Consider the following 17655-nt stretch of genomic DNA (forward strand, 5'->3'; position numbering starts at 1 on the left):
GGTTTGTCGCCTCACTACTCGCGCTGGTGGCCAGCAATCGGCGCCGCCCCCCCCCCGGCGCGCGCCCTCCCCCGCTGGGGGGTGTGGGTTGGGGTGCGGGCGCCCCAGGCACGGCTTTAGTGTGCGGCGACTGAACGCGCAAACGGTCGTTACTTCTCAGCGTCCGCCTTCAGCGCGTCCGGCTTCGGCATCAGCACGATGTTGTAGCCGGAATCCACGTAGTGGGTTTCGCCGGTGACGCCGCCGGAGAGGTCCGACAACAGATACAGCGCCGAGCCGCCGAGTTCGTCCAGCGTCACGCCGCGGCCGAGCGGCGAGTGCTTCTCCATGAAGCCGAACATCGCGCGGGAATCACCGATGCCGGCGCCCGCCAGCGTCCGCACCGGGCCGGCCGACACCGCGTTGACGCGGATGCCCTTGGGGCCGAGGTCGCAGGCGAGATAGCGCACGCTGGCTTCCAGCGCGGCTTTCGCCAGACCCATCACGTTGTAGTTCGGCATCGCGCGTTCCGACGCGCCGAACGTCAGCGTGATCATCGCGCCGCCGTCCGGCATCAGCGCTGCGGCGCGCTTGGCGACCTCGGTAAACGAGAAGCAGGAGATCACCATGGTGCGCGAGAAGTTGGCGCGGCTGGTGTCGATGTACTCGCCGCGCAGCTCGTTCTTGTCGGAGAAGCCGATGGCGTGGATGACGAAGTCGAGCTTGCCCCACTTCTCTTTCAGCGTGTCGAACACCGCGTCGACGCTGGCGATGTCTTCGACGTCGCACGGAAGGACTAGATCGGAGTTCAGCGACTGCGCCAGCGGCTTGACGCGGCGCGCCAGCGCGTCGCCCTGATAGGTGAAGGCGATCTCGGCGCCGTGCGCGTGCAGCGTCTTGGCCATGCCCCAGGCGATCGAATGGTCGTTGGCGACCCCCATGATCAGCCCGCGCTTGCCCTGCATCAGTCCTTGCATTGTGGTCGCTCCCCTGTCCGTCATGCCCGGGCTCGTCCCGGGCATCCACGACCCGAGGCTGATCCGTGCTCTAAAACGTGGATGGCCGGGCCTTCGCCGCGCCCGCGCGGCTTCGTCCGCGCAGGCGGGACAAGCCCGGCCATGACGATTGTCTGATTACTTCGATTGTCCGGCATCAGCACGCCGGGCCCCGGCGATCACGCCTCCAGCCGCTTGAACACCAGCGTGGCGTTGGTGCCGCCGAAGCCGAACGAGTTCGACAGCACGGCGCCGATCTTGGCGTTGTCGATGCGCTTGCGCACGATCGGCATGTCGGCGAAGGCCGGGTCGAGTTCGGTGATGTGCGCGCTCTCGCAGATGAAGCCGTTCTGCATCATCAGCAGCGAGTAGATCGCTTCCTGCACGCCGGTGGCGCCGAGCGAATGGCCGGTCAGCGCCTTGGTGGCGGAGATCGGCGGGCACTTGTCCTCGTTGCCGAACACGTTGCGGATCGCGGTGATCTCCGGCGCATCGCCGGCCGGCGTCGAGGTCGCGTGCGGGTTGATGTAGTCGATCTTGATGCCGCCGGTGGTGGCCAGCGCCATCTGCATGCAGCGCTCGGCGCCTTCGCCCGACGGCGCCACCATGTCGTAGCCGTCAGAGGTCGCGCCGTAGCCGACGATCTCGCCATAAATCTTGGCGCCGCGCGCCTTGGCGTGTTCGAGCTCTTCCAGCACCAGCACGCCGGCGCCGCCGGCGATGACGAAGCCGTCGCGATTGACGTCGTAGGGCCGCGACGCGGTCGCCGGAGTGTCGTTGTACTTCGACGACATCGCGCCCATCGCGTCGAACAGCACCGACAGCGACCAGTCGAGTTCCTCGCAGCCGCCGGCGAACACGATGTCCTGCTTGCCCCACTGGATCAGCTCGTAGGCATTGCCGATGCAGTGCTTGGAAGTCGCGCAGGCCGAGCTGATTGTGTAGTTGACGCCCTTGATGCCGAACGGCGTGGCGAGCGTCGCCGAGGCGGTCGACGACATCGCCTTCGGCACCGCGAACGGGCCGACCCGCTTCGGACCCTTGGTCCGCGTGGTGTCGGCGGCTTCGACGATGGTGCGGGCGGAGGGACCGCCCGAGCCCATCACGATGCCGGTGCGCGGATTGGAGATGTCGCTCTCCTCCAGGCCTGAATCGGCCAGCGCCTGTTCCATCGCGACGTGGTTCCACGCCGCGCCTTCGCCGAGGAAGCGCATTGCGCGGCGGTCGACGACATCGGCCGGGTTGAGCGACGGAGCGCCCTGGACCTGCGAGCGGAACCCGAGTTCGGCGTGCTTCTCAGCGCGCGAAATGCCTGATTTGGCATCGTGCAGGCTGGCCAGAACTTCCTGGGTGTTGTTTCCGATCGACGAGACGATCCCCATCCCGGTGACAACAACGCGTCTCATATGATCGCCTCGTTCATTTCATGGTCGTTCGCGGTTATGGCACGGCAATATGGCCGGCACATGCAGCTAACCGCCGACGGGCTGAGCCGTTTGCTTGAACAGACCGACTTTCAGATCTTTCGCACGGTAGATGATCTCGTCGTCGGCCGAGAGCCACCCGTCTGCGATACCAAGCCACAGCTTGGACCGCATCACCCGCTTGATGTCGACATTGTAGACGACTTTGCTGATGTTCGGCAGCACCTGCCCGGTGACCTTTAGTTCCCCGAGGCCGAGCGCGCGGCCCGGACCCTCGCCGCCGACCCAGCCGAGAAAGAATCCGACCATCTGCCACATCGCATCGAGGCCGAGGCAGCCGGGCATCACCGGGTCGTTCTTGAAATGGCAGGCGAAGAACCAGAGTTCCGGATTGACGTCGAGTTCGGCGCGGATGTGGCCCTTGCCGAATTCGCCGCCATCCTCGGTGATGGTGGTGATGCGGTCGAACATCAGCATCGGCGGCAGCGGCAGCTGCGCATTGCCGGCGCCGAACAATTCGCCACGGCCGCAGGCCAGCAGGTCTTCATACTCGTAGCTGGAACGACGGTCCTGCATGCGGGCTTTGCCTTTGTCTTACGTTTTGCGACGGTCCGGGTTCACCGGCCGTGTCGCAGCACGTCCGGAGCACGCCTGTTCGTTATGCAACAAGCGGTCGCGCGGGTCTCTAACATAGGCATTGCAGCCGGCAAAGCGGCACCTCCGTATTCCTCCTTAAGTCAAACCTACGAATGGTTCTAGTTGCGAGGCGCTTGCACCCCCTTGGAATGCTTCCTATAATCACTCGACTGTGTAAAAAGGGACTGCCGCCGTGGACATCGGAGACCGTGCGACATATTCGCGTGAGGAAAGTGTGACGTCGGCGCATGCCGTCGAGCCGCACCTCAATGGCTGCCCGTGGCATGACGTCAACGAAATGCTGCAGTCGGTCGGCCTGCGCCCGACCCGGCAGCGCATGGCGCTGGGCTGGCTGCTGTTCGGCAAGGGCGACCGCCACCTGACGGCCGAAATGCTGTACGAAGAGGCCAGCCAGGCCAAGGTCCCGGTGTCGCTGGCGACCGTGTACAACACCTTGAACCAGCTCACCGAAGTCGGTCTGCTGCGCCAGGTCAGCGTCGACGGCACCAAGACCTATTTCGACACCAACGTCTCGGCGCACCAGCACTTCTATCTCGAGAACAACCACGAGCTGATCGACATTCCGGATCAGCACGTCGCGCTGCGCTCGACCCCGGAAGTGCCCGAAGGCTACGAAATCGCCCGCGTCGACGTGGTGGTCCGCATCCGCAAGAAGGCCTGATCGGCCAGAGAGCTGGCGCCTCCCGCGCGTCGCCCTCACCCCAACCCTCTCCCGCAAGCGGGAGAGGGAGCTCGCCCCATGCGCGGCGAGCACTATTGATTATCTCAGCCTCAGATTCGTCCACGACCTCTCCCCGCATCGCAGCCGGACTCCCTCTCCCGCTTGCGGGAGAGGGCTGGGGTGAGGGCGCCACGCGTCGCAGCCTTAGATACTTCGTCTGACGAGACCTCGCGCCGCACGCTCGCTCAGTTCACCTGCTCGTCGGCATACACGCCCCACAGCCGCTGCTTCTCGATCCAGCCGTCAAAACCCTGGCCGATGATCCGGCACCAGCTCGCGTCGCAGCGCTTGATCTGCGCCACCACGCCGGCCTGCAGCCGTGCCGCGACGGCGGCGCCGGTCGAGGCGCTTTCGTACAGCGTCGCCAGTTCGTCCTTGTCCTTCATGGTGACCACCGCGGTGCGGCGGCCGGACAATAGCGAGTGATACACCCAGCCCTCGGCGCCTTCGGAATCGCGCACCCGCCGCCAGTTCTCGAACTCGGCGGTGATTTCCACCGGCAGGCCGGCGCGGGTGTAGACCCAGGCGACATCGTTGTCCTTGGTAGGGCCGACCCGGACGTTGACGTGATCCGACTTGAGGCTGACATAGCGCGGCACCGGCAGCCCGCTGGCCGACAGCGGCGAGTCCTTCGCGGCGAGCACAGGCGCGTTGGCGCCTACTATCGCACCTGCGAACAACAACGCTGCAATCGGACTCTTCAGCTTCATCGGACACGCCCCTCAGTTTGGTGATCGTGCGCGTCGCTGGGGGGAAACCACAGCCGGATCTTCGGGTCCTTGTCTTGGCGCGGTCTTCTGCTAGAGAAGGCCGGAAGGCATCCGGTGACCCCAAGCTGGTGAAGGGACCGAACGGAAGGGACCCGCCCCTGCGGTCGCGCTGCAGCGGGAGTGTCGAACAGGTGGGTTAACGCGGACTAAACAGTCGCGCCAGACTCGTCAGAGAGCGTTTGAATGTCGGTTAAGAAAAAGCCTCTGGTCGTCGTCACCCGCAAGCTTCCGGACTCGATCGAAACCCGGATGCGCGAACTATTCGACGCGCGGCTCAATCTCGACGACGAGCCGATGTCGGCCGAGAAGCTCGCCGAAGCGGCGCGCACCGCCGACGTGTTGGTGCCGACCGTCACCGACACCATCACGGCCGACATGCTGAACCAGCCCGATTGTCAGCTCAAGCTGATCGCGCATTTCGGCAACGGCATCGACAATCTCGACGTCGCCGCCGCGCATGCCCGCGGCATCACCGTCACCAACACGCCGAAGGTGCTGACCGAAGACACCGCCGACATGACGATGGCGCTGATCCTCGCGGTGCCGCGGCGGATGATCGAAGGCGCCGCGCTGCTCACCGACGGCGGCGAATGGCCCGGCTGGTCGCCGACCTGGATGCTCGGCCGCCGGCTCGGCGGCAAGCGCCTCGGCATCATCGGCATGGGCCGCATCGGCCAGGCGGTGGCGCGGCGCGCCCGCGCCTTCGGGCTGCAGATCCATTATCACAACCGCAAGCCGGTGGCGCCGCGCATCGCCGACGAACTCGGCGCGACCTATTGGGATTCGCTCGACCAGATGCTGGCCCGGATGGACATCATCTCGGTGAACTGCCCGCACACGCCGGCGACCTTCCATCTGTTGTCGGCGCGCCGCCTCAAGCTGATCCGCAAGGACGCCTTCATCGTCAACACCGCGCGCGGCGAGGTGATCGACGAGGAGACGCTGACCAAGCTGATCGAGAGCGGCGACATCGCCGGCGCCGGCCTCGACGTCTACGAGCATGAGCCGGCGGTGAATCCGAAGCTGGTCCGCCTCGCCAAGCACGGCAAAGTCGTGCTGCTGCCCCACATGGGCTCGGCCACCATCGAGGGCCGCGTCGAGATGGGCGAGAAGGTGATCATCAACATCCGCACCTTCCTCGACAACCACAAGCCGCCGGACCGCGTGCTGCCGGGGATGCTGTAAGCTAACTGATTAGCGCAGCGCCCGCGTCGCCCTCACCCCAACCCTCTCCCGCAAGCGGGAGAGGGGGCTCGCCGCATGCGGGGCGAGGGTGATGGCTTATCTCTACCGTCGCTGATTGTGATCGAGTCCTCTCCCCGAGTCGCAGCCGGACTCCCTCTCCCGCGTGCGGGAGAGGGCTGGGGTGAGGCGCCCCAGGCAGTGAGTCTCGTCAGCCGACTCGCGCCTGTCCGCTCAGATCCGTAATCGTCGGCGCATCCCCGTTCAGCGGATTGCCCGGATCCCGCCCATAGCGCAGCGTCTCGAATCGCATCGCGCGGGCGTCGATCATCAGCAGCCGCCCCACCAGTCCCTCGCCGAAGCCGACGATCTCGCGGATCGCTTCGAGCGCCATCATCGAGCCGAGCGTGCCGGCGAGCGCGCCCATCACGCCGGCTTCCTCGCAGGCCGGCACCGTGCCGGGCGGCGGCGCTTCGGGAAACAGGCAGCGATAGGTCGGGTTCGGCTCGCCCGCCGCGTTGGTCTCGTGCGCCCGGATCGTGGTCAGCGAACCGTCGAACGGGCCGAGCGCTGCGGTGATCAGCGGCTTCTTCGCGAGGAAGCAGGCGTCCGCCACCAGATAGCGCGTCGAGAAATTGTCCGAGCCGTCGAGCACCAGGTCGCAGGCGCCGATCAGCTCCAGCGCATTCGCGGCGTTGATCCGCGTGGCATGCGGCACGACTTTCACATGCGGATTGAGCGCCGCGATCCGCGCCGCCGCGCTGTCGACCTTTCGCGCGCCGACATCCGGCGTGGCGTGGATGATCTGCCGCTGCAGATTCGACAGCGACACCACATCGTCGTCGACCACATCGAGCGTGCCGACCCCGGCCGCCGCCAGATACATCAGCACCGGCGCGCCGAGCCCGCCGGCGCCGACCACCAGCACCCGCGCCTTGCGCAGCGCCGCCTGTCCGGGCCCGCCGACCTCGCGCAGCACGATATGGCGGGCGTAGCGCTCCAGCTCCTCGGCACTCAGCATGATGGGGATGTGTCCTTTACTCTCGGTCTATCCACACACCCGCCGTCATCCTGAGGAGCCCCGGCGCAGCCGGGGCGTCTCGAAGGATGGGCCGCGCGGGCTGTGCTCGGCTCCGCATCCTTCGAGGCTCGCCCTTCGGGCGAGCGCCTCAGGATGACGGCGGCTGGATGTGTGGACGCTTCGAGGTTGCTGTCGAACCCGGCCACCGTTGTTTCCGACCAAGCATCTATGATTATCTGCGCCGAGCTCAACCACGGCGCGACGCGGGCGGAATTGTCATGAGATCGATGCTGGCTGCAACCCTGATGATGGCAAGCGCGACCGGCTTCGCCGCCGCGCAGACCGCGCCGACGCCCTCCGGCGCCGTGCCCGGAATCAAGCCCAAGCCTGTAACCACGACGCCGGTCGCCACCACGCCGGTGCGCCCGGCGTTGCAGACCCCGACGCAGACCGCCACCGCGATGGCACAGGGCGAACGGCAGGCGATCCAGTCGGATCTGGCCTGGACCGGCGACTACAACGGCGTCATCGACGGCCAGCCGTCCGACCGCATGGTGGCGGCCATCAAGGCCTTCCAGAAGGATCACGGCGCCAAGCAGACCGGCGTGCTCAATCCGCAGGAGCGCGCCCAGCTCGCCGAGGCGTCGCGCAAGCTGCAGGGCAATGTCGGCTGGAAGCTGGTCAGCGATCCAGTCACCGGCGCGCGACTCGGCATTCCGGCGAAGCTGGTGCCGCAGCAAACCTCCGACGCCAATGGCAGCAAATGGGCGTCCCCGACCGGCACCATCCAGGTCACGCTGGCGCGGCGCAAGGAAGCCGGCGTCACCATCGCCAAGCTAGCCGATCAGGAGAAGAAGGAGGCCGGCCGCCAGGTCAGCTACAGCGCGGTGAAGCCGGACTTCTTCGTGCTGTCCGGCCTGCAGGGCCAGAAGAAATTCTACATCCGCGGCGCCTTCAAGGACGCCGAGGTGCGCATCCTCACCATCCTCTACGATCAGGCCACCGAAGGCACGATGGAGCCGGTGGTGATCGTGATGTCGAGCGCGTTCAACCCGTTCCCGACCGGCGTGCTGGCCGGCCCACCGCCGCGCAAGAAGGTCGAATATTCGACCGGCGCGATCGTCAGCGACGACGGCGCCATCCTGGCCGACCGCGAGGCGGTCGATGCCTGCCTGTCGATCGTGGTCGCCGGCCACGGCAATGCCGACCTCGCCGCTACCGACAAGACCAATGATCTTGCGCTGCTGCGGATCTATGGCGCGCGCGGGTTGAAGCCTTTGGCGCTCAGTGCCGCGAAGGCGCCCGCCACGGTCGACCTCACCGGCATCGCCGATCCGCAAAGCCAGGGCGGCGGCGCCGCGGTGACCGTCGCCCGCGCCGGCGTCGCGCCGACGGGTAGTAACGGAGCCCTCGCGCTGTCGCCCCCGCCCGGCCTCGGCTTCTCCGGCGCCCCCGCGCGCGACACCGACGGCAAATTCGCCGGCATCACTCTGCTGCGCCCGCCGCAAGTCGCCGGCCCGGCGAACTCTGCCGTCGCGACCCAGGCCACGCTGGTCGACGCCGACACGGTGCGCAAATTTCTCGCCGGCGCGGGCGTCAGGCCAGCGACTGACACGAGCGCCGACTCCAAGGCCAGTGTCGTCCGCGTGATCTGCGTGCGGAAGTAATCAAAGCGGACTCACTGCCCGCGTCGCCCTCACCGCACCCCTCTCCCGCAAGCGGGAGAGGGAGCGCGCTGTGCCTGGGGCGACACATGGTTTCATTCACGCATTGTCAGAAATGGTACACATCACGTATCGCCCGCGGTTGTGCACATCATCACCCCGCGTGCAGCGCGCCCCCTCTCCCGCTTGCGGGAGAGGGCTGGGGTGAGGGCGCCCCAAGCACGGCGCTAATCACGTCCGAAAAGACCAGACCTCAGACGCTGATCGTTTCTTCAGCGCGCTCGGTGAACACGATGCGGTTGGAGAACGGGTCCGTCACCGTCATCGTCAATCCGCCCCAGGGCGGCGTCTCGAGGCCAGGGCGCAGATAGTTGTAGCCCTTGGCGGTGAGTTCCGCATGATAGTCGCGCAGGCCTGTGGCGTCGATCAGCAGCTTCGCGCCCGGCGAGCAGTCGCCATGGTGTTCGCTGAGATGCAGCACCGCGTCGTCGCGCGACACCTGCATGTACAGCGGTAGGTCCGGCTCGAAGCGATGCTCCCAGTCGAGCCGGAAGCCGAGATAATCGAGATAGAATTCGCGCGCCTTGGCGATATCGAAGATTCGTAGCACCGGCGTGGTTCGTGAGAGGCGGCTCGGCATGGTCGGTCCGTTGTGAGGCGTGCCCTTGCGCCTGCACTATCGCCGCTTTGCGGCGTCACCACGGCGCGCGCTTTTGGTTGTTTGCGAAGTAACAACACCGAGCTCAGTCCCCGCGTCGCCCTCACCCCACCCCTCTCCCGCAAGCGGGAGAGGGAGCCGGCCGAAAGCGGGGCGAGGGATGCGGAGACGCTCTGATGCCGGAGACCTTGATGAACAACTTAACCCCGCGCCGCACCGCGCCCCCTCCCCGGCTTGCGGGAGAGGGTTGGGGTGAGGGCGCCCCGAGCACGGCGCTAGTTACTTCACGCAACTACTTCTGGCACACCGAACACCAGAACGTCGACCGCCCGTTCTGCACGAAACGCTTCACCGTGCCGTTGCAGCCGTCCGTCCGGCAGCGTTCGTCCTCGCGGTCGTACACCGCGAAAGAGTGCTGGAAGTAACCGAGCTCGCCTGACGTCTGGCGGTGGTCGCGCAGGGAGGAGCCGCCGGCCTTGATGGCGTCGGTGAGCACGGCGCGGATCGACTCCGTGAGGCGCAGTGCGCGATCGGTGGGCGCGGTTTTGCGGTCGGCCAGCGTCGCGGCCTTGCGCTTCGGCGACAGATGCGCGCGCCACAGCGCCTCGCACACATAGATGTTGCCGAGGCCTGCGACGACGCGCTGGTCGAGCAGCGCGGCCTTGAGGCTGGTCTGCTTGCCGGCGCAGGCCTTGGCCAGCATCGCGGCGTCGAAGGCGTTGCCGAGCGGCTCGGGGCCGAGGCCCTTGAGGTGCGGCTCGTCGTCGATGGCGGCGCGCGGGAAAATCTTCATGAAGCCGAAGCGGCGCGGATCGTTGAAGATTACCCGGGCGCCGCTCGACATCTCGAACACCACGTGGTCGTGGGTGCGGTCCTCGCTGCGCGGGTGATGAAACTCGCCCGGCGTCGCCGCGCCGCCCTCGGTGACGACGCGGAACGAGCCCGACATGCCGAGATGCATCAGCAGCACGTCGCCGGAGGACAGGTCCGCCAGCAGATATTTCGCGCGACGCCCTAGTCCCGTGATGGTCTGCCCGGTCAGCCGCGACACAAAGTCCTGCTGAAACGGAAACCGCAGATCGCCGCGGTTGGCGACCGCCCGCTCGATCCGGAATCCCTCCATGGCCGGCTGCAAGCCAAGGCGGACGGTTTCGACTTCGGGAAGCTCGGGCATCAGGCCAGACCGTGCGCCGGCCACGCAGAGGTTTCGGCGCGACCAACCTGTCGCATCGTCGCCGACCTCTCACCGTCATGGCCGGGCTTGACCCGGCCATCCACGGCCGCACGCTCGGCCGACGCCGCAAGGCGTGGATGCCCGGGCCTACGCCGCGCCGAAGCGGCTTCGGCCGCGCAGGCGGGACGAGCCTGGGCATGACGAGGTTGAAAGGGCGGGGCCGATGTCGCAGGCGGCATTCTGGTCGATCCTCTCAGGCATTCAGGTGATAGCGCCTGCCGCCTCGGCGCGCTATATGGTGCGCCGCGGAGCGGGTTTTCGCGTTTCGGGCGGTTTCGGCCCGAAAATCCTCCGCGCGCAGGAGTGACGACATGAATCAGCCGAACGAGACCACGCATTTCGGCTACCGTGATGTGCCGCTGGACGACAAGCAGACGCTGGTCAACGACGTGTTCCACAGCGTCGCCGGCCGCTACGACCTGATGAACGACCTGATGTCGGGCGGCATGCATCGGTTGTGGAAGGACGCGATGATCACCACGCTGAATCCGCCGCGTGACGATTCGCCGTTCCGGCTGCTCGACGTCGCGGGCGGCACCGGCGACATCTCGTTCCGTGCCGCCAAGGCCTCCGGCGCCGGCTTCCATTCCACGGTCTGCGACATCAACACCGACATGCTCGAAGTCGGCCGCCAGCGCGCCGCCGAGCGCCATCTCGACGACAAGGTCGATTTCGTCGAGGGCAATGCCGAGGCGCTGCAGTTCGCCGACAAGAGCTTCGACGCGTATACGATCGCGTTCGGCATCCGCAACGTGCCGCGGATCGATCTGGCGCTGAAGGAGGCCTACCGGGTGCTGAAGCCGGGCAGCCGCTTCCTCTGCCTGGAATTCTCCGCCGTCGACGTTCCCGGCCTGAACAAGATCTACGACCTGTTCTCCTTCAAGGTGATCCCGCAGATCGGCCGCGCCGTCACCGGCGACGCCGACAGCTATCAGTATCTGGTCGAATCGATCCGCAAATTCCCGCGGCCGTATGATTTCGCCGAGATGATGCGCGACGCCGGCTTCGCGCGCGCCAATTGGCAGATCATGAGCGGCGGCATCGTGGCGCTGCATTCGGGCTGGCGTTTGTGATTGCAGCCCTGACGCATGCGGCGCGGCTCGGTCGCGCTGCCTTCGTGTTCGCGCGCGAGGGCGTGTTCGGCGTGGTCGATCCGGCGCTGATCCCGCCCGCCGGACAGGTGCCGATCCGGCTGGCACGGCTGATCGAGCGGCGCGGCGCCAAGTCCGGCCCGCGGCTGTCGCGCGCGCTGACGCGGCTCGGCCCGGCTTACCTGAAGCTCGGCCAGTTCCTCGCCACGCGGCCGGACGTCGTCGGCGTCGCGATGGCGCGCGATCTCGAAGCGTTGCAGGACCGGCTGCCGCCGTTCTCGCAGGACGAAGCCAACGAGGTGATCGCGGCGTCGCTGGAAAGGCCTGTGGCGCAAGCGTTCGTCAGCCTGTCGCCGCCGGTCGCGGCGGCGTCGATCGCGCAGGTGCATCGCGGCGTCGTCGAGGTCGACGGCGTGCACAAGCAGGTCGCCGTCAAGGTCCTGCGTCCCAACGTGGCGGCGCGCTTCAAGCGCGATCTCTCCGACTTCTTCTTCGTCGCCGACAAGGCCGAGCAGTATTCGGCCGAAGCGCGGCGGCTGCGCCTCGTCGAAGTCATCAACACGATGTCGCGCTCGGTGGCGATGGAGATGGACCTGCGGCTCGAAGCCGCGGCCGCCTCCGAGATGGCCGAGAATACCAAGGACGATCCGGACTTCCGGGTGCCGACGGTGGACTGGGATCGCACCACCCACAACGTGCTGACGATGGAGTGGATCGACGGCATTCCGCTGAACGATCACAAGCGGCTCGCCGAAGCCAATGTCGACACCGTCTCGCTCGGCCGCAAGGTGATCCAGAGCTTCCTGCGCCACGCGCTGCGCGACGGCTTCTTCCACGCCGACATGCACCCCGGCAATCTGTTCGTCGATCCGCAGGGCAAGCTGGTCGCGGTCGATTTCGGCATCATGGGCCGGCTGCTGCCGAAGGAGCGGCGCTTCCTCGCCGAGATCCTTCTCGGCTTCATCACCCGCAACTATCGCCGCGTCGCCGAAGTGCATTTCGAGGCCGGCTACGTGCCGCCGCATCATTCGGTCGAAAACTTCGCGCAGGCGATCCGCGCCATCGGCGAGCCGATCCACAATCGCGTCGCCGAAGAAATCTCGATGGCCAAGCTGCTCACGCTGCTGCTCGAGGTCACCGGCCTGTTCGACATGCGGACCCGGCCGGAGTTGATACTCCTGCAGAAGACCATGGTGGTGGTCGAAGGCGTGGCGCGCAGTTTCGATCCCAAGCTCGACATCTGGAAGGTCGCCGACCCGGTGGTGCGCGAATGGATTCAGCGCAACCTCGGTCCGATCGGCAAGGTCGAAGGCGCGCTCACCGGCGCCGGCGAACTCGGGCACACGCTGAGTAGTTTGCCGACCATCGTGTCGCGCGCCGTGACGGTGCTGAACCAGCTCGAGGTGATGACCAAGGACGGGCTCGTGCTCGCGCCCGAAACTATCGCGGCGATCGGCCACTCCGAACGTCGCCGCACCCGCGGCCGCACGGTCGCGCTGTGGATCATCGCGGTGACATTCATTGGCGTTCTCATGGTGATGTCGCGGCTGTAGCGCAGGCATTGCTGTCAGCGCTTGAAGGCAACGAACGCATGCGGTAGCTTGCCACCATGGCAAACCTGACGATCCGCAAACTCGACGAGCTGCTCAAAGCCGAGCTGCGCCAGCGCGCGGCCGCCAATGGTCGGTCGATGGAAGACGAGGTGCGAGTCATTCTCCGTGACGCCATGCATCAGCGCCACGGGTTTGCCACCGGTTTGCCTCAAGCCCCCGGCGAAGCCGTTCCGAATGACGCAAGTGCCGAAGATCATTCGGCTTTCGTCGATTCCCGGGCGTCCACCGCCCGCGTCACGCTGATCGTCGGCGGTGGCATCGCCGCCTACAAGGCGATGGACCTGATCCGCCGGCTGAAGGAGCGCGGTGCCGATGTTCGCGTGGTGCTTACCAAGGCGGCTCAGCAGTTCGTCAGTCCGCTGACCGCGAGCGCGTTGTCGCATCAGCGCTGCTACACGGATCTGTTCGACCCGCAGAGTGAGTTCGACGCCGGCCATATTCGTCTCGCGCGCGATTGCGATCTGATCGTGGTCGCGCCGGCCACCGCCGATCTGATGGCCAAGATGGCCGGCGGTCATGCCGACGATCTCGCCACCGCGATTCTGCTCGCAACTAATCGCCCGGTGCTGCTGGCGCCCGCGATGAATCCCTTGATGTGGAATAATCCGGCGACGCGTCGCAACGTCGATCAGCTCAAGCGCGACGGGGTCACGATGGTCGGCCCGAACGCCGGCGAGATGGCCGAGCGTGGCGAGGCCGGCACCGGCCGGATGGCCGAGCCGATCGAAATAGCCGCTGCCGCACAGGCACTTTTCGCACCGCCGCCGCGTCCGCTGCGCGGCCGCCGCGTGCTGATCACGGCCGGCCCGACGCACGAGCCGATCGATCCGGTCCGCTACATTGCTAATCGCTCCTCCGGCAAGCAGGGCTATGCGATCGCCGCCGCGGCCGCGCGCGCCGGCGCCGAGGTCGCGCTGATATCAGGCCCGGTCGATCTCGCCGCCCCCGACGGCGTGACGCTGACGCGCGTCGAATCCGCGCGCGATATGCTCGCTGCCGTACACAGCGCGTTGCCGGCCGATGTGGCGATCTTCGCCGCCGCGGTGGCGGATTGGCGTGTCGCGAGCGAGGGCGAGCAGAAGATCAAGAAGGGCGCCGGCGGGCCGCCGCCGCTGCAGCTGACCGAAAACCCCGACATCCTGGCGACGATCTCCAAGCTCGCCGACGGCCGCCCGCCGCTGGTGATCGGCTTCGCCGCCGAGACCGAGAACCTGCTCGACAACGCCCGCGCCAAGCTCGCCCGCAAGGGCTGCGACTGGATCGTCGCCAACGATGTTTCGCCGGCCACCGGGGTCATGGGCGGCGACCGCAACACCGTGCATCTGCTGATGAAATCCGGCGAATCGGTCGAGATCGATTCGTGGCCGGTGATGACCAAGGACGACGTCGCGCGCGCGCTGGTGCAGCGCATCGCCCAAGTCACCGAACCGGTCACCGAACAAGCCGCAGACCAAACCGTGGAAGTACACGCCTGATGACCGGGACCGTCGCCGTCGAGATCAAGCAGCTGCCGCACGCGGAGGGCCTGCCGCTGCCGTCGTATCAGACCGCCCACGCCGCCGGCCTCGATCTGTGCGCCGCGCACGCGGCCGACGCGCCGCTGGTGCTGGCGCCGGGCCGCCATGTGCTGGTGCCGACCGGTCTGTCGATCGCGCTGCCGCCGAACTACGAAGCGCAGGTACGCCCGCGCTCGGGACTGGCCGCGAAGTTCGGCGTCACCGTCCTCAATGCGCCCGGCACGATCGACGCCGACTATCGCGGCGAGATCGCCGTGCTGCTGATCAATCACGGCGCCGAGCCCTTCACCATCCGTCGGGGTGAACGCATCGCTCAGATGGTGATCGCACCCGTGACCCGGGCCGAACTGATCCGCGTCGAGACGCTGAGCGAGACGGACCGCGGTGTAGGCGGCTTCGGCTCGACCGGCCGCTAGATTTTGTGTCAAGCGAGCGACGATTCGACCGTTAAAAATATACTTTCACGTTTCGTCCCGCGCCTCGGCGACGTTCACGGTCTGGACTCTTACCCCCCGAGTCACGAACAGGATATTGTCCAGCGATTCGGCAGCGACGTTGACGATCTACGATCGCGTCGAGTGGTTTGGGGCAATCCATGTCAGACGTATTGGGGTCGATGCGTCGGGCCTGCTTGTCGTGCACGTCGCTCGTGCGCGGCCTCGCAGGGGCTGGCTTACTCACGGCGTCGACGCCGGTGTGGGCGGCCGATGATCCGATCGTCGCCCTGACATCCCAAGTGATGACCGATCTCAATCGCCACGAGCTCGTGACGATGGCGATGGCCGTGTCGGTCCTTGGCTTCTCGGTCGTATCGGCGATTCTGCTGATGCGCACGCGGCAACGCGCCTCGACTCAGGAAACCCGGCTGCGCGCCGAAGTGCAGATGCTGCAGGCCGAATCCGACCGCCTTCGCGCGCTGCTGTTCGTCGAGCCGCAGGTGCTGATCTCGTGGCCGGCCGGCGACAACCGCCCGCAGATCAGCGGCGACACCGCGCTGCTGCTGCCGCACGAGCCGCACGGCGCCCAGCCGCAACGCGTCCTCGCCTTCGGCACATGGCTGCCGCCTGAGCCGGCGCTGCAGATGGATCACGCCGTCGATGCGCTGCTCGACAAGGGCGAGTCCTTCCTGCTGCATCTGACGACCTCCACCGGACGCTCGATCGAGGCGATGGGCCGCGCCATCGGCGGTCAGGCGATCCTGCGGATCCGCGAACTCAGCGGCGTTCGCCGCGAACTCGCCGACATGGCGCGCCGCTTCAAGGCGCTGCACGACGAGACCGAGATGCTGCGCGGCTTCGCCGAGGCCGCGCCGTGGCCGATCTGGACGCGCCGCGCCTCGGGCGAACTGAACTACGCCAACGCCGCCTATGCGCGCGCGACCGACGCGGCCAGCCCGGCCGACGCGGTCAGCCGCAATCTCGAACTGCTCGACAGCAACGACCGGGGCAATCTCGCCCGTGCGCTCGGCGACAAGGCCGAATTCGCAGCGCGGCTGCCGGTGGTGGTGCGCGGCGAGCGCCGCTATTTCGATGTTCGCGCCCTGCGGCTCGCCGGCGGTAGCGCCGGCATGGCGGTGGATTCCAGCGAGGCGGCGGCGCTCGGCGCCGCGCTGGTGCGGATGGCCGATGCGCATCGCCGCACGCTCGATCAGTTGTCGTCGGGCGTCGCGGTGTTCGACGCGCAGCGCCGGCTGGCGTTCTACAACGACTCCTATCGCAAGCTCTGGGATCTCGACCGCGCCTTCCTCGACAGCCATCCGGACGATTCCAGCGTGCTCGACCGGCTGCGCGCGGCGCGTAAGCTGCCCGAAGAGCGCGACTTCAAGGACTGGAAGAACAAGCTGCACGAGGCCTATCGCGCCGTCGAGGCCGAGAAGGCGATCTGGTATCTGCCCGACGGCCGCGCGATCAGCATCGTTACCACGCCCAATCAGGAGGGCGGCGTCACCTATCTGTTCGACGACGTCACCGAGAGCCTCGATCTGCAGCGCCGCTACGGCGGCCTGATCGACGTGCAGCGCGAGACGCTCGACAACTTAAGCGAAGCCGTCGCGGTGTTCGGCAGCAATGGCTGCGCGCAGCTGTTCAATCCGGCCTTCACACGGATGTGGAACCTGTCGGCCGAAGCGCTCGCCACGCGGCCGCATATCGAGACCGTCGAGGAATGGTGCCGGCCGTTGTTCGACGAGCCGGTGAGCTGGCAGGCGCTGCGCAGCGCCATCACCGGCATCGACGACCGCCGCAACGTGCTGCTGAAGCTGGAGCGCCGCGACGGCACCGTGCTGTCGTGCAAGACCATGCCGCTGCCCGACGGCGCGACGATGCTGACGTTCCAGGACATCACCGACACCGAGAACGTCGAGCGCGCGTTGCGCGAGCGCAACGAGGCGCTGGAGACGGCCGACCGCATCAAGATCGACTTCGTCCACCACGTCTCCTACGAGCTGCGCTCGCCGCTGACCACGATCATCGGCTTCGCGCATTTCCTCAGCGATCCGAGCACCGGGCCGCTCACCGACAAGCAGTCCGAGTACCTCGCCTACATCACCACATCGACCAACGCGCTGCTGGCGATCATCAACAACATCCTCGATCTCGCCAGCATCGACGCCGGGGCGATGACGCTCAATCTCGGCCCGATCGACATCGGGCGCGCCATCGAGGCCGCGACCGAAGGCATTCAGGATCGCCTCGCGCGCGACCAGATCACGCTCGATATCGACGTCGATCCGAGCATTGAAGGCTTCATCGGCGACGAGCGCCGCGTCGTGCAGGTGCTGTACAATCTGCTCGCCAACGCGGTCGGCTTCTCGCCGCAGCAGGCGGTGGTGAAGCTCGCAGTGCGCAAGGCCGGCAACCGCGTGGTGTTCTCCGTCACCGACGCAGGCCCCGGCATCGATCCGGCCGTCAAGGACAAGGTGTTCGACTGGTTCGAAAGCCACTCCCAGGGCTCGCGGCATCGTGGCCCGGGACTTGGCCTGGCGCTGGTGCGGTCGTTCGTCGAACTGCACGGCGGCAAGGTTCAGGTCGACTCGGTGGTCGGGCGCGGCACCACGGTGGTCTGCGAATTTCCGATCGACCAGACCGCGCAGCGTAACGCCGCCGAATGACGGCGCCCGCGACATTCTCG

At 66.9% G+C, this 17655-nt stretch carries 16 protein-coding genes; 9 read left to right on the forward strand and 7 right to left on the reverse strand.

Going from position 1 to position 17655, the window contains the following annotated elements:
- Nucleotides 1–149: 149 nt before the first annotated feature.
- From fabI to fabA, 3 genes are all read right to left on the reverse strand, one after another.
- Nucleotides 150–956, reverse strand: coding sequence for an enoyl-ACP reductase FabI (fabI, locus tag ACOJTD_RS02850; RefSeq protein ID WP_420131429.1), 807 nt, complete (start codon nt 954–956; stop codon nt 150–152).
- Between the two features lie 197 nt (nt 957–1153).
- Nucleotides 1154–2380 carry a beta-ketoacyl-ACP synthase I gene (gene fabB / locus ACOJTD_RS02855; protein ID WP_420131430.1) on the reverse strand — a complete coding sequence of 409 codons (1227 nt, stop codon included), beginning with the start codon at nt 2378–2380 and terminating at the stop codon, nt 1154–1156.
- Between the two features lie 66 nt (nt 2381–2446).
- Nucleotides 2447–2974: a bifunctional 3-hydroxydecanoyl-ACP dehydratase/trans-2-decenoyl-ACP isomerase gene (fabA, locus tag ACOJTD_RS02860; protein WP_420131431.1), complete on the reverse strand. Its 528-nt coding sequence runs from the start codon at nt 2972–2974 to the stop codon at nt 2447–2449.
- A 295-nt stretch (nt 2975–3269) separates the two neighbouring features.
- On the opposite strand from fabA, the gene irrA reads away from it, so the two are divergent.
- On the forward strand, nt 3270–3716 hold the full coding sequence (gene irrA / locus ACOJTD_RS02865; RefSeq protein WP_420131432.1) for an iron response transcriptional regulator IrrA: 447 nt from the start codon (nt 3270–3272) through the stop codon (nt 3714–3716).
- Nucleotides 3717–3961: 245 nt separating this feature from the next.
- Here irrA and ACOJTD_RS02870 read toward each other — a convergent pair whose 3' ends face one another.
- A complete protein-coding gene (locus tag ACOJTD_RS02870) occupies nt 3962–4486 on the reverse strand; it encodes an SH3 domain-containing protein (RefSeq protein ID WP_420131433.1) in 525 nt (174 codons plus the stop codon).
- A 243-nt stretch (nt 4487–4729) separates the two neighbouring features.
- Between ACOJTD_RS02870 and ACOJTD_RS02875 the strand changes: the two genes are divergently transcribed.
- Nucleotides 4730–5731: a 2-hydroxyacid dehydrogenase gene (locus ACOJTD_RS02875; protein ID WP_420131434.1), complete on the forward strand. Its 1002-nt coding sequence runs from the start codon at nt 4730–4732 to the stop codon at nt 5729–5731.
- 208 nt (nt 5732–5939) lie between these two features.
- Here the strand turns inward: ACOJTD_RS02875 and ACOJTD_RS02880 are convergent, their stop codons facing one another.
- Nucleotides 5940–6749, reverse strand: coding sequence for a HesA/MoeB/ThiF family protein (locus ACOJTD_RS02880; protein WP_420131435.1), 810 nt, complete (start codon nt 6747–6749; stop codon nt 5940–5942).
- Between the two features lie 278 nt (nt 6750–7027).
- Between ACOJTD_RS02880 and ACOJTD_RS02885 the strand changes: the two genes are divergently transcribed.
- A complete protein-coding gene (locus tag ACOJTD_RS02885; RefSeq protein ID WP_420131436.1) occupies nt 7028–8416 on the forward strand; it encodes a peptidoglycan-binding protein in 1389 nt (462 codons plus the stop codon).
- Between the two features lie 250 nt (nt 8417–8666).
- Here ACOJTD_RS02885 and ACOJTD_RS02890 read toward each other — a convergent pair whose 3' ends face one another.
- A complete protein-coding gene (locus tag ACOJTD_RS02890; protein WP_420131437.1) occupies nt 8667–9053 on the reverse strand; it encodes a glyoxalase superfamily protein in 387 nt (128 codons plus the stop codon).
- A 310-nt stretch (nt 9054–9363) separates the two neighbouring features.
- Nucleotides 9364–10245 carry a bifunctional DNA-formamidopyrimidine glycosylase/DNA-(apurinic or apyrimidinic site) lyase gene (mutM, locus tag ACOJTD_RS02895; RefSeq protein ID WP_420131438.1) on the reverse strand — a complete coding sequence of 294 codons (882 nt, stop codon included), beginning with the start codon at nt 10243–10245 and terminating at the stop codon, nt 9364–9366.
- A 223-nt stretch (nt 10246–10468) separates the two neighbouring features.
- Here mutM and ACOJTD_RS02900 point away from each other — a divergent pair, with 223 nt between their 5' ends.
- The 6 genes from ACOJTD_RS02900 (at nt 10469) to ACOJTD_RS02925 (ending at nt 17635) form a co-directional block, all read left to right on the forward strand.
- On the forward strand, nt 10469–10612 hold the full coding sequence (locus ACOJTD_RS02900) for a hypothetical protein (RefSeq protein WP_420131439.1): 144 nt from the start codon (nt 10469–10471) through the stop codon (nt 10610–10612).
- Between the two features lie 4 nt (nt 10613–10616).
- The gene (gene ubiE, locus ACOJTD_RS02905; RefSeq protein WP_420131440.1) at nt 10617–11378 is read left to right on the forward strand and encodes a bifunctional demethylmenaquinone methyltransferase/2-methoxy-6-polyprenyl-1,4-benzoquinol methylase UbiE; all 762 of its coding nucleotides are present in this window, start codon (nt 10617–10619) and stop codon (nt 11376–11378) included.
- Nucleotides 11375–12949, forward strand: a complete 1575-nt coding sequence (gene ubiB, locus ACOJTD_RS02910) for a 2-polyprenylphenol 6-hydroxylase (RefSeq protein ID WP_420131441.1) — start codon at nt 11375–11377, stop codon at nt 12947–12949. The genes ubiE and ubiB overlap by 4 nt, the downstream gene beginning before the upstream one ends.
- 56 nt (nt 12950–13005) lie before the next feature.
- The gene (coaBC, locus tag ACOJTD_RS02915; protein WP_420131442.1) at nt 13006–14484 is read left to right on the forward strand and encodes a bifunctional phosphopantothenoylcysteine decarboxylase/phosphopantothenate--cysteine ligase CoaBC; all 1479 of its coding nucleotides are present in this window, start codon (nt 13006–13008) and stop codon (nt 14482–14484) included.
- Nucleotides 14484–14942, forward strand: coding sequence for a dUTP diphosphatase (gene dut, locus ACOJTD_RS02920; protein ID WP_420131443.1), 459 nt, complete (start codon nt 14484–14486; stop codon nt 14940–14942). The genes coaBC and dut overlap by 1 nt, the downstream gene beginning before the upstream one ends.
- Nucleotides 14943–15121: 179 nt before the next feature.
- Entirely contained in the window at nt 15122–17635 is a 2514-nt protein-coding gene (locus ACOJTD_RS02925; RefSeq protein ID WP_420131444.1) for a PAS-domain containing protein, read from the forward strand.
- Nucleotides 17636–17655: the final 20 nt, after the last annotated feature.

It is taken from the genome of Rhodopseudomonas sp., assembly GCF_048594845.1.
Taxonomy (GTDB): domain Bacteria; phylum Pseudomonadota; class Alphaproteobacteria; order Rhizobiales; family Xanthobacteraceae; genus Rhodopseudomonas.

Bases quoted from the DNA above. Each gene is read 5' to 3' on its own strand.
- fabI (WP_420131429.1), bottom strand. From the start codon at position 956: ATGCAAGGACTGATGCAGGGCAAGCGCGGGCTGATCATGGGGGTCGCC.
- fabB (WP_420131430.1), bottom strand. From the start codon at position 2,380: ATGAGACGCGTTGTTGTCACCGGGATGGGGATCGTCTCGTCGATCGGA.
- fabA (WP_420131431.1), bottom strand. From the start codon at position 2,974: ATGCAGGACCGTCGTTCCAGCTACGAGTATGAAGACCTGCTGGCCTGC.
- ACOJTD_RS02870 (WP_420131433.1), bottom strand. From the start codon at position 4,486: ATGAAGCTGAAGAGTCCGATTGCAGCGTTGTTGTTCGCAGGTGCGATA.
- ACOJTD_RS02875 (WP_420131434.1), top strand. From the start codon at position 4,730: ATGTCGGTTAAGAAAAAGCCTCTGGTCGTCGTCACCCGCAAGCTTCCG.
- ACOJTD_RS02880 (WP_420131435.1), bottom strand. From the start codon at position 6,749: ATGCTGAGTGCCGAGGAGCTGGAGCGCTACGCCCGCCATATCGTGCTG.
- ACOJTD_RS02885 (WP_420131436.1), top strand. From the start codon at position 7,028: ATGAGATCGATGCTGGCTGCAACCCTGATGATGGCAAGCGCGACCGGC.
- ACOJTD_RS02890 (WP_420131437.1), bottom strand. From the start codon at position 9,053: ATGCCGAGCCGCCTCTCACGAACCACGCCGGTGCTACGAATCTTCGAT.
- mutM (WP_420131438.1), bottom strand. From the start codon at position 10,245: ATGCCCGAGCTTCCCGAAGTCGAAACCGTCCGCCTTGGCTTGCAGCCG.
- ACOJTD_RS02900 (WP_420131439.1), top strand. From the start codon at position 10,469: ATGTCGCAGGCGGCATTCTGGTCGATCCTCTCAGGCATTCAGGTGATA.
- ubiE (WP_420131440.1), top strand. From the start codon at position 10,617: ATGAATCAGCCGAACGAGACCACGCATTTCGGCTACCGTGATGTGCCG.
- coaBC (WP_420131442.1), top strand. From the start codon at position 13,006: ATGGCAAACCTGACGATCCGCAAACTCGACGAGCTGCTCAAAGCCGAG.
- dut (WP_420131443.1), top strand. From the start codon at position 14,484: ATGACCGGGACCGTCGCCGTCGAGATCAAGCAGCTGCCGCACGCGGAG.
- ACOJTD_RS02925 (WP_420131444.1), top strand. From the start codon at position 15,122: ATGTCAGACGTATTGGGGTCGATGCGTCGGGCCTGCTTGTCGTGCACG.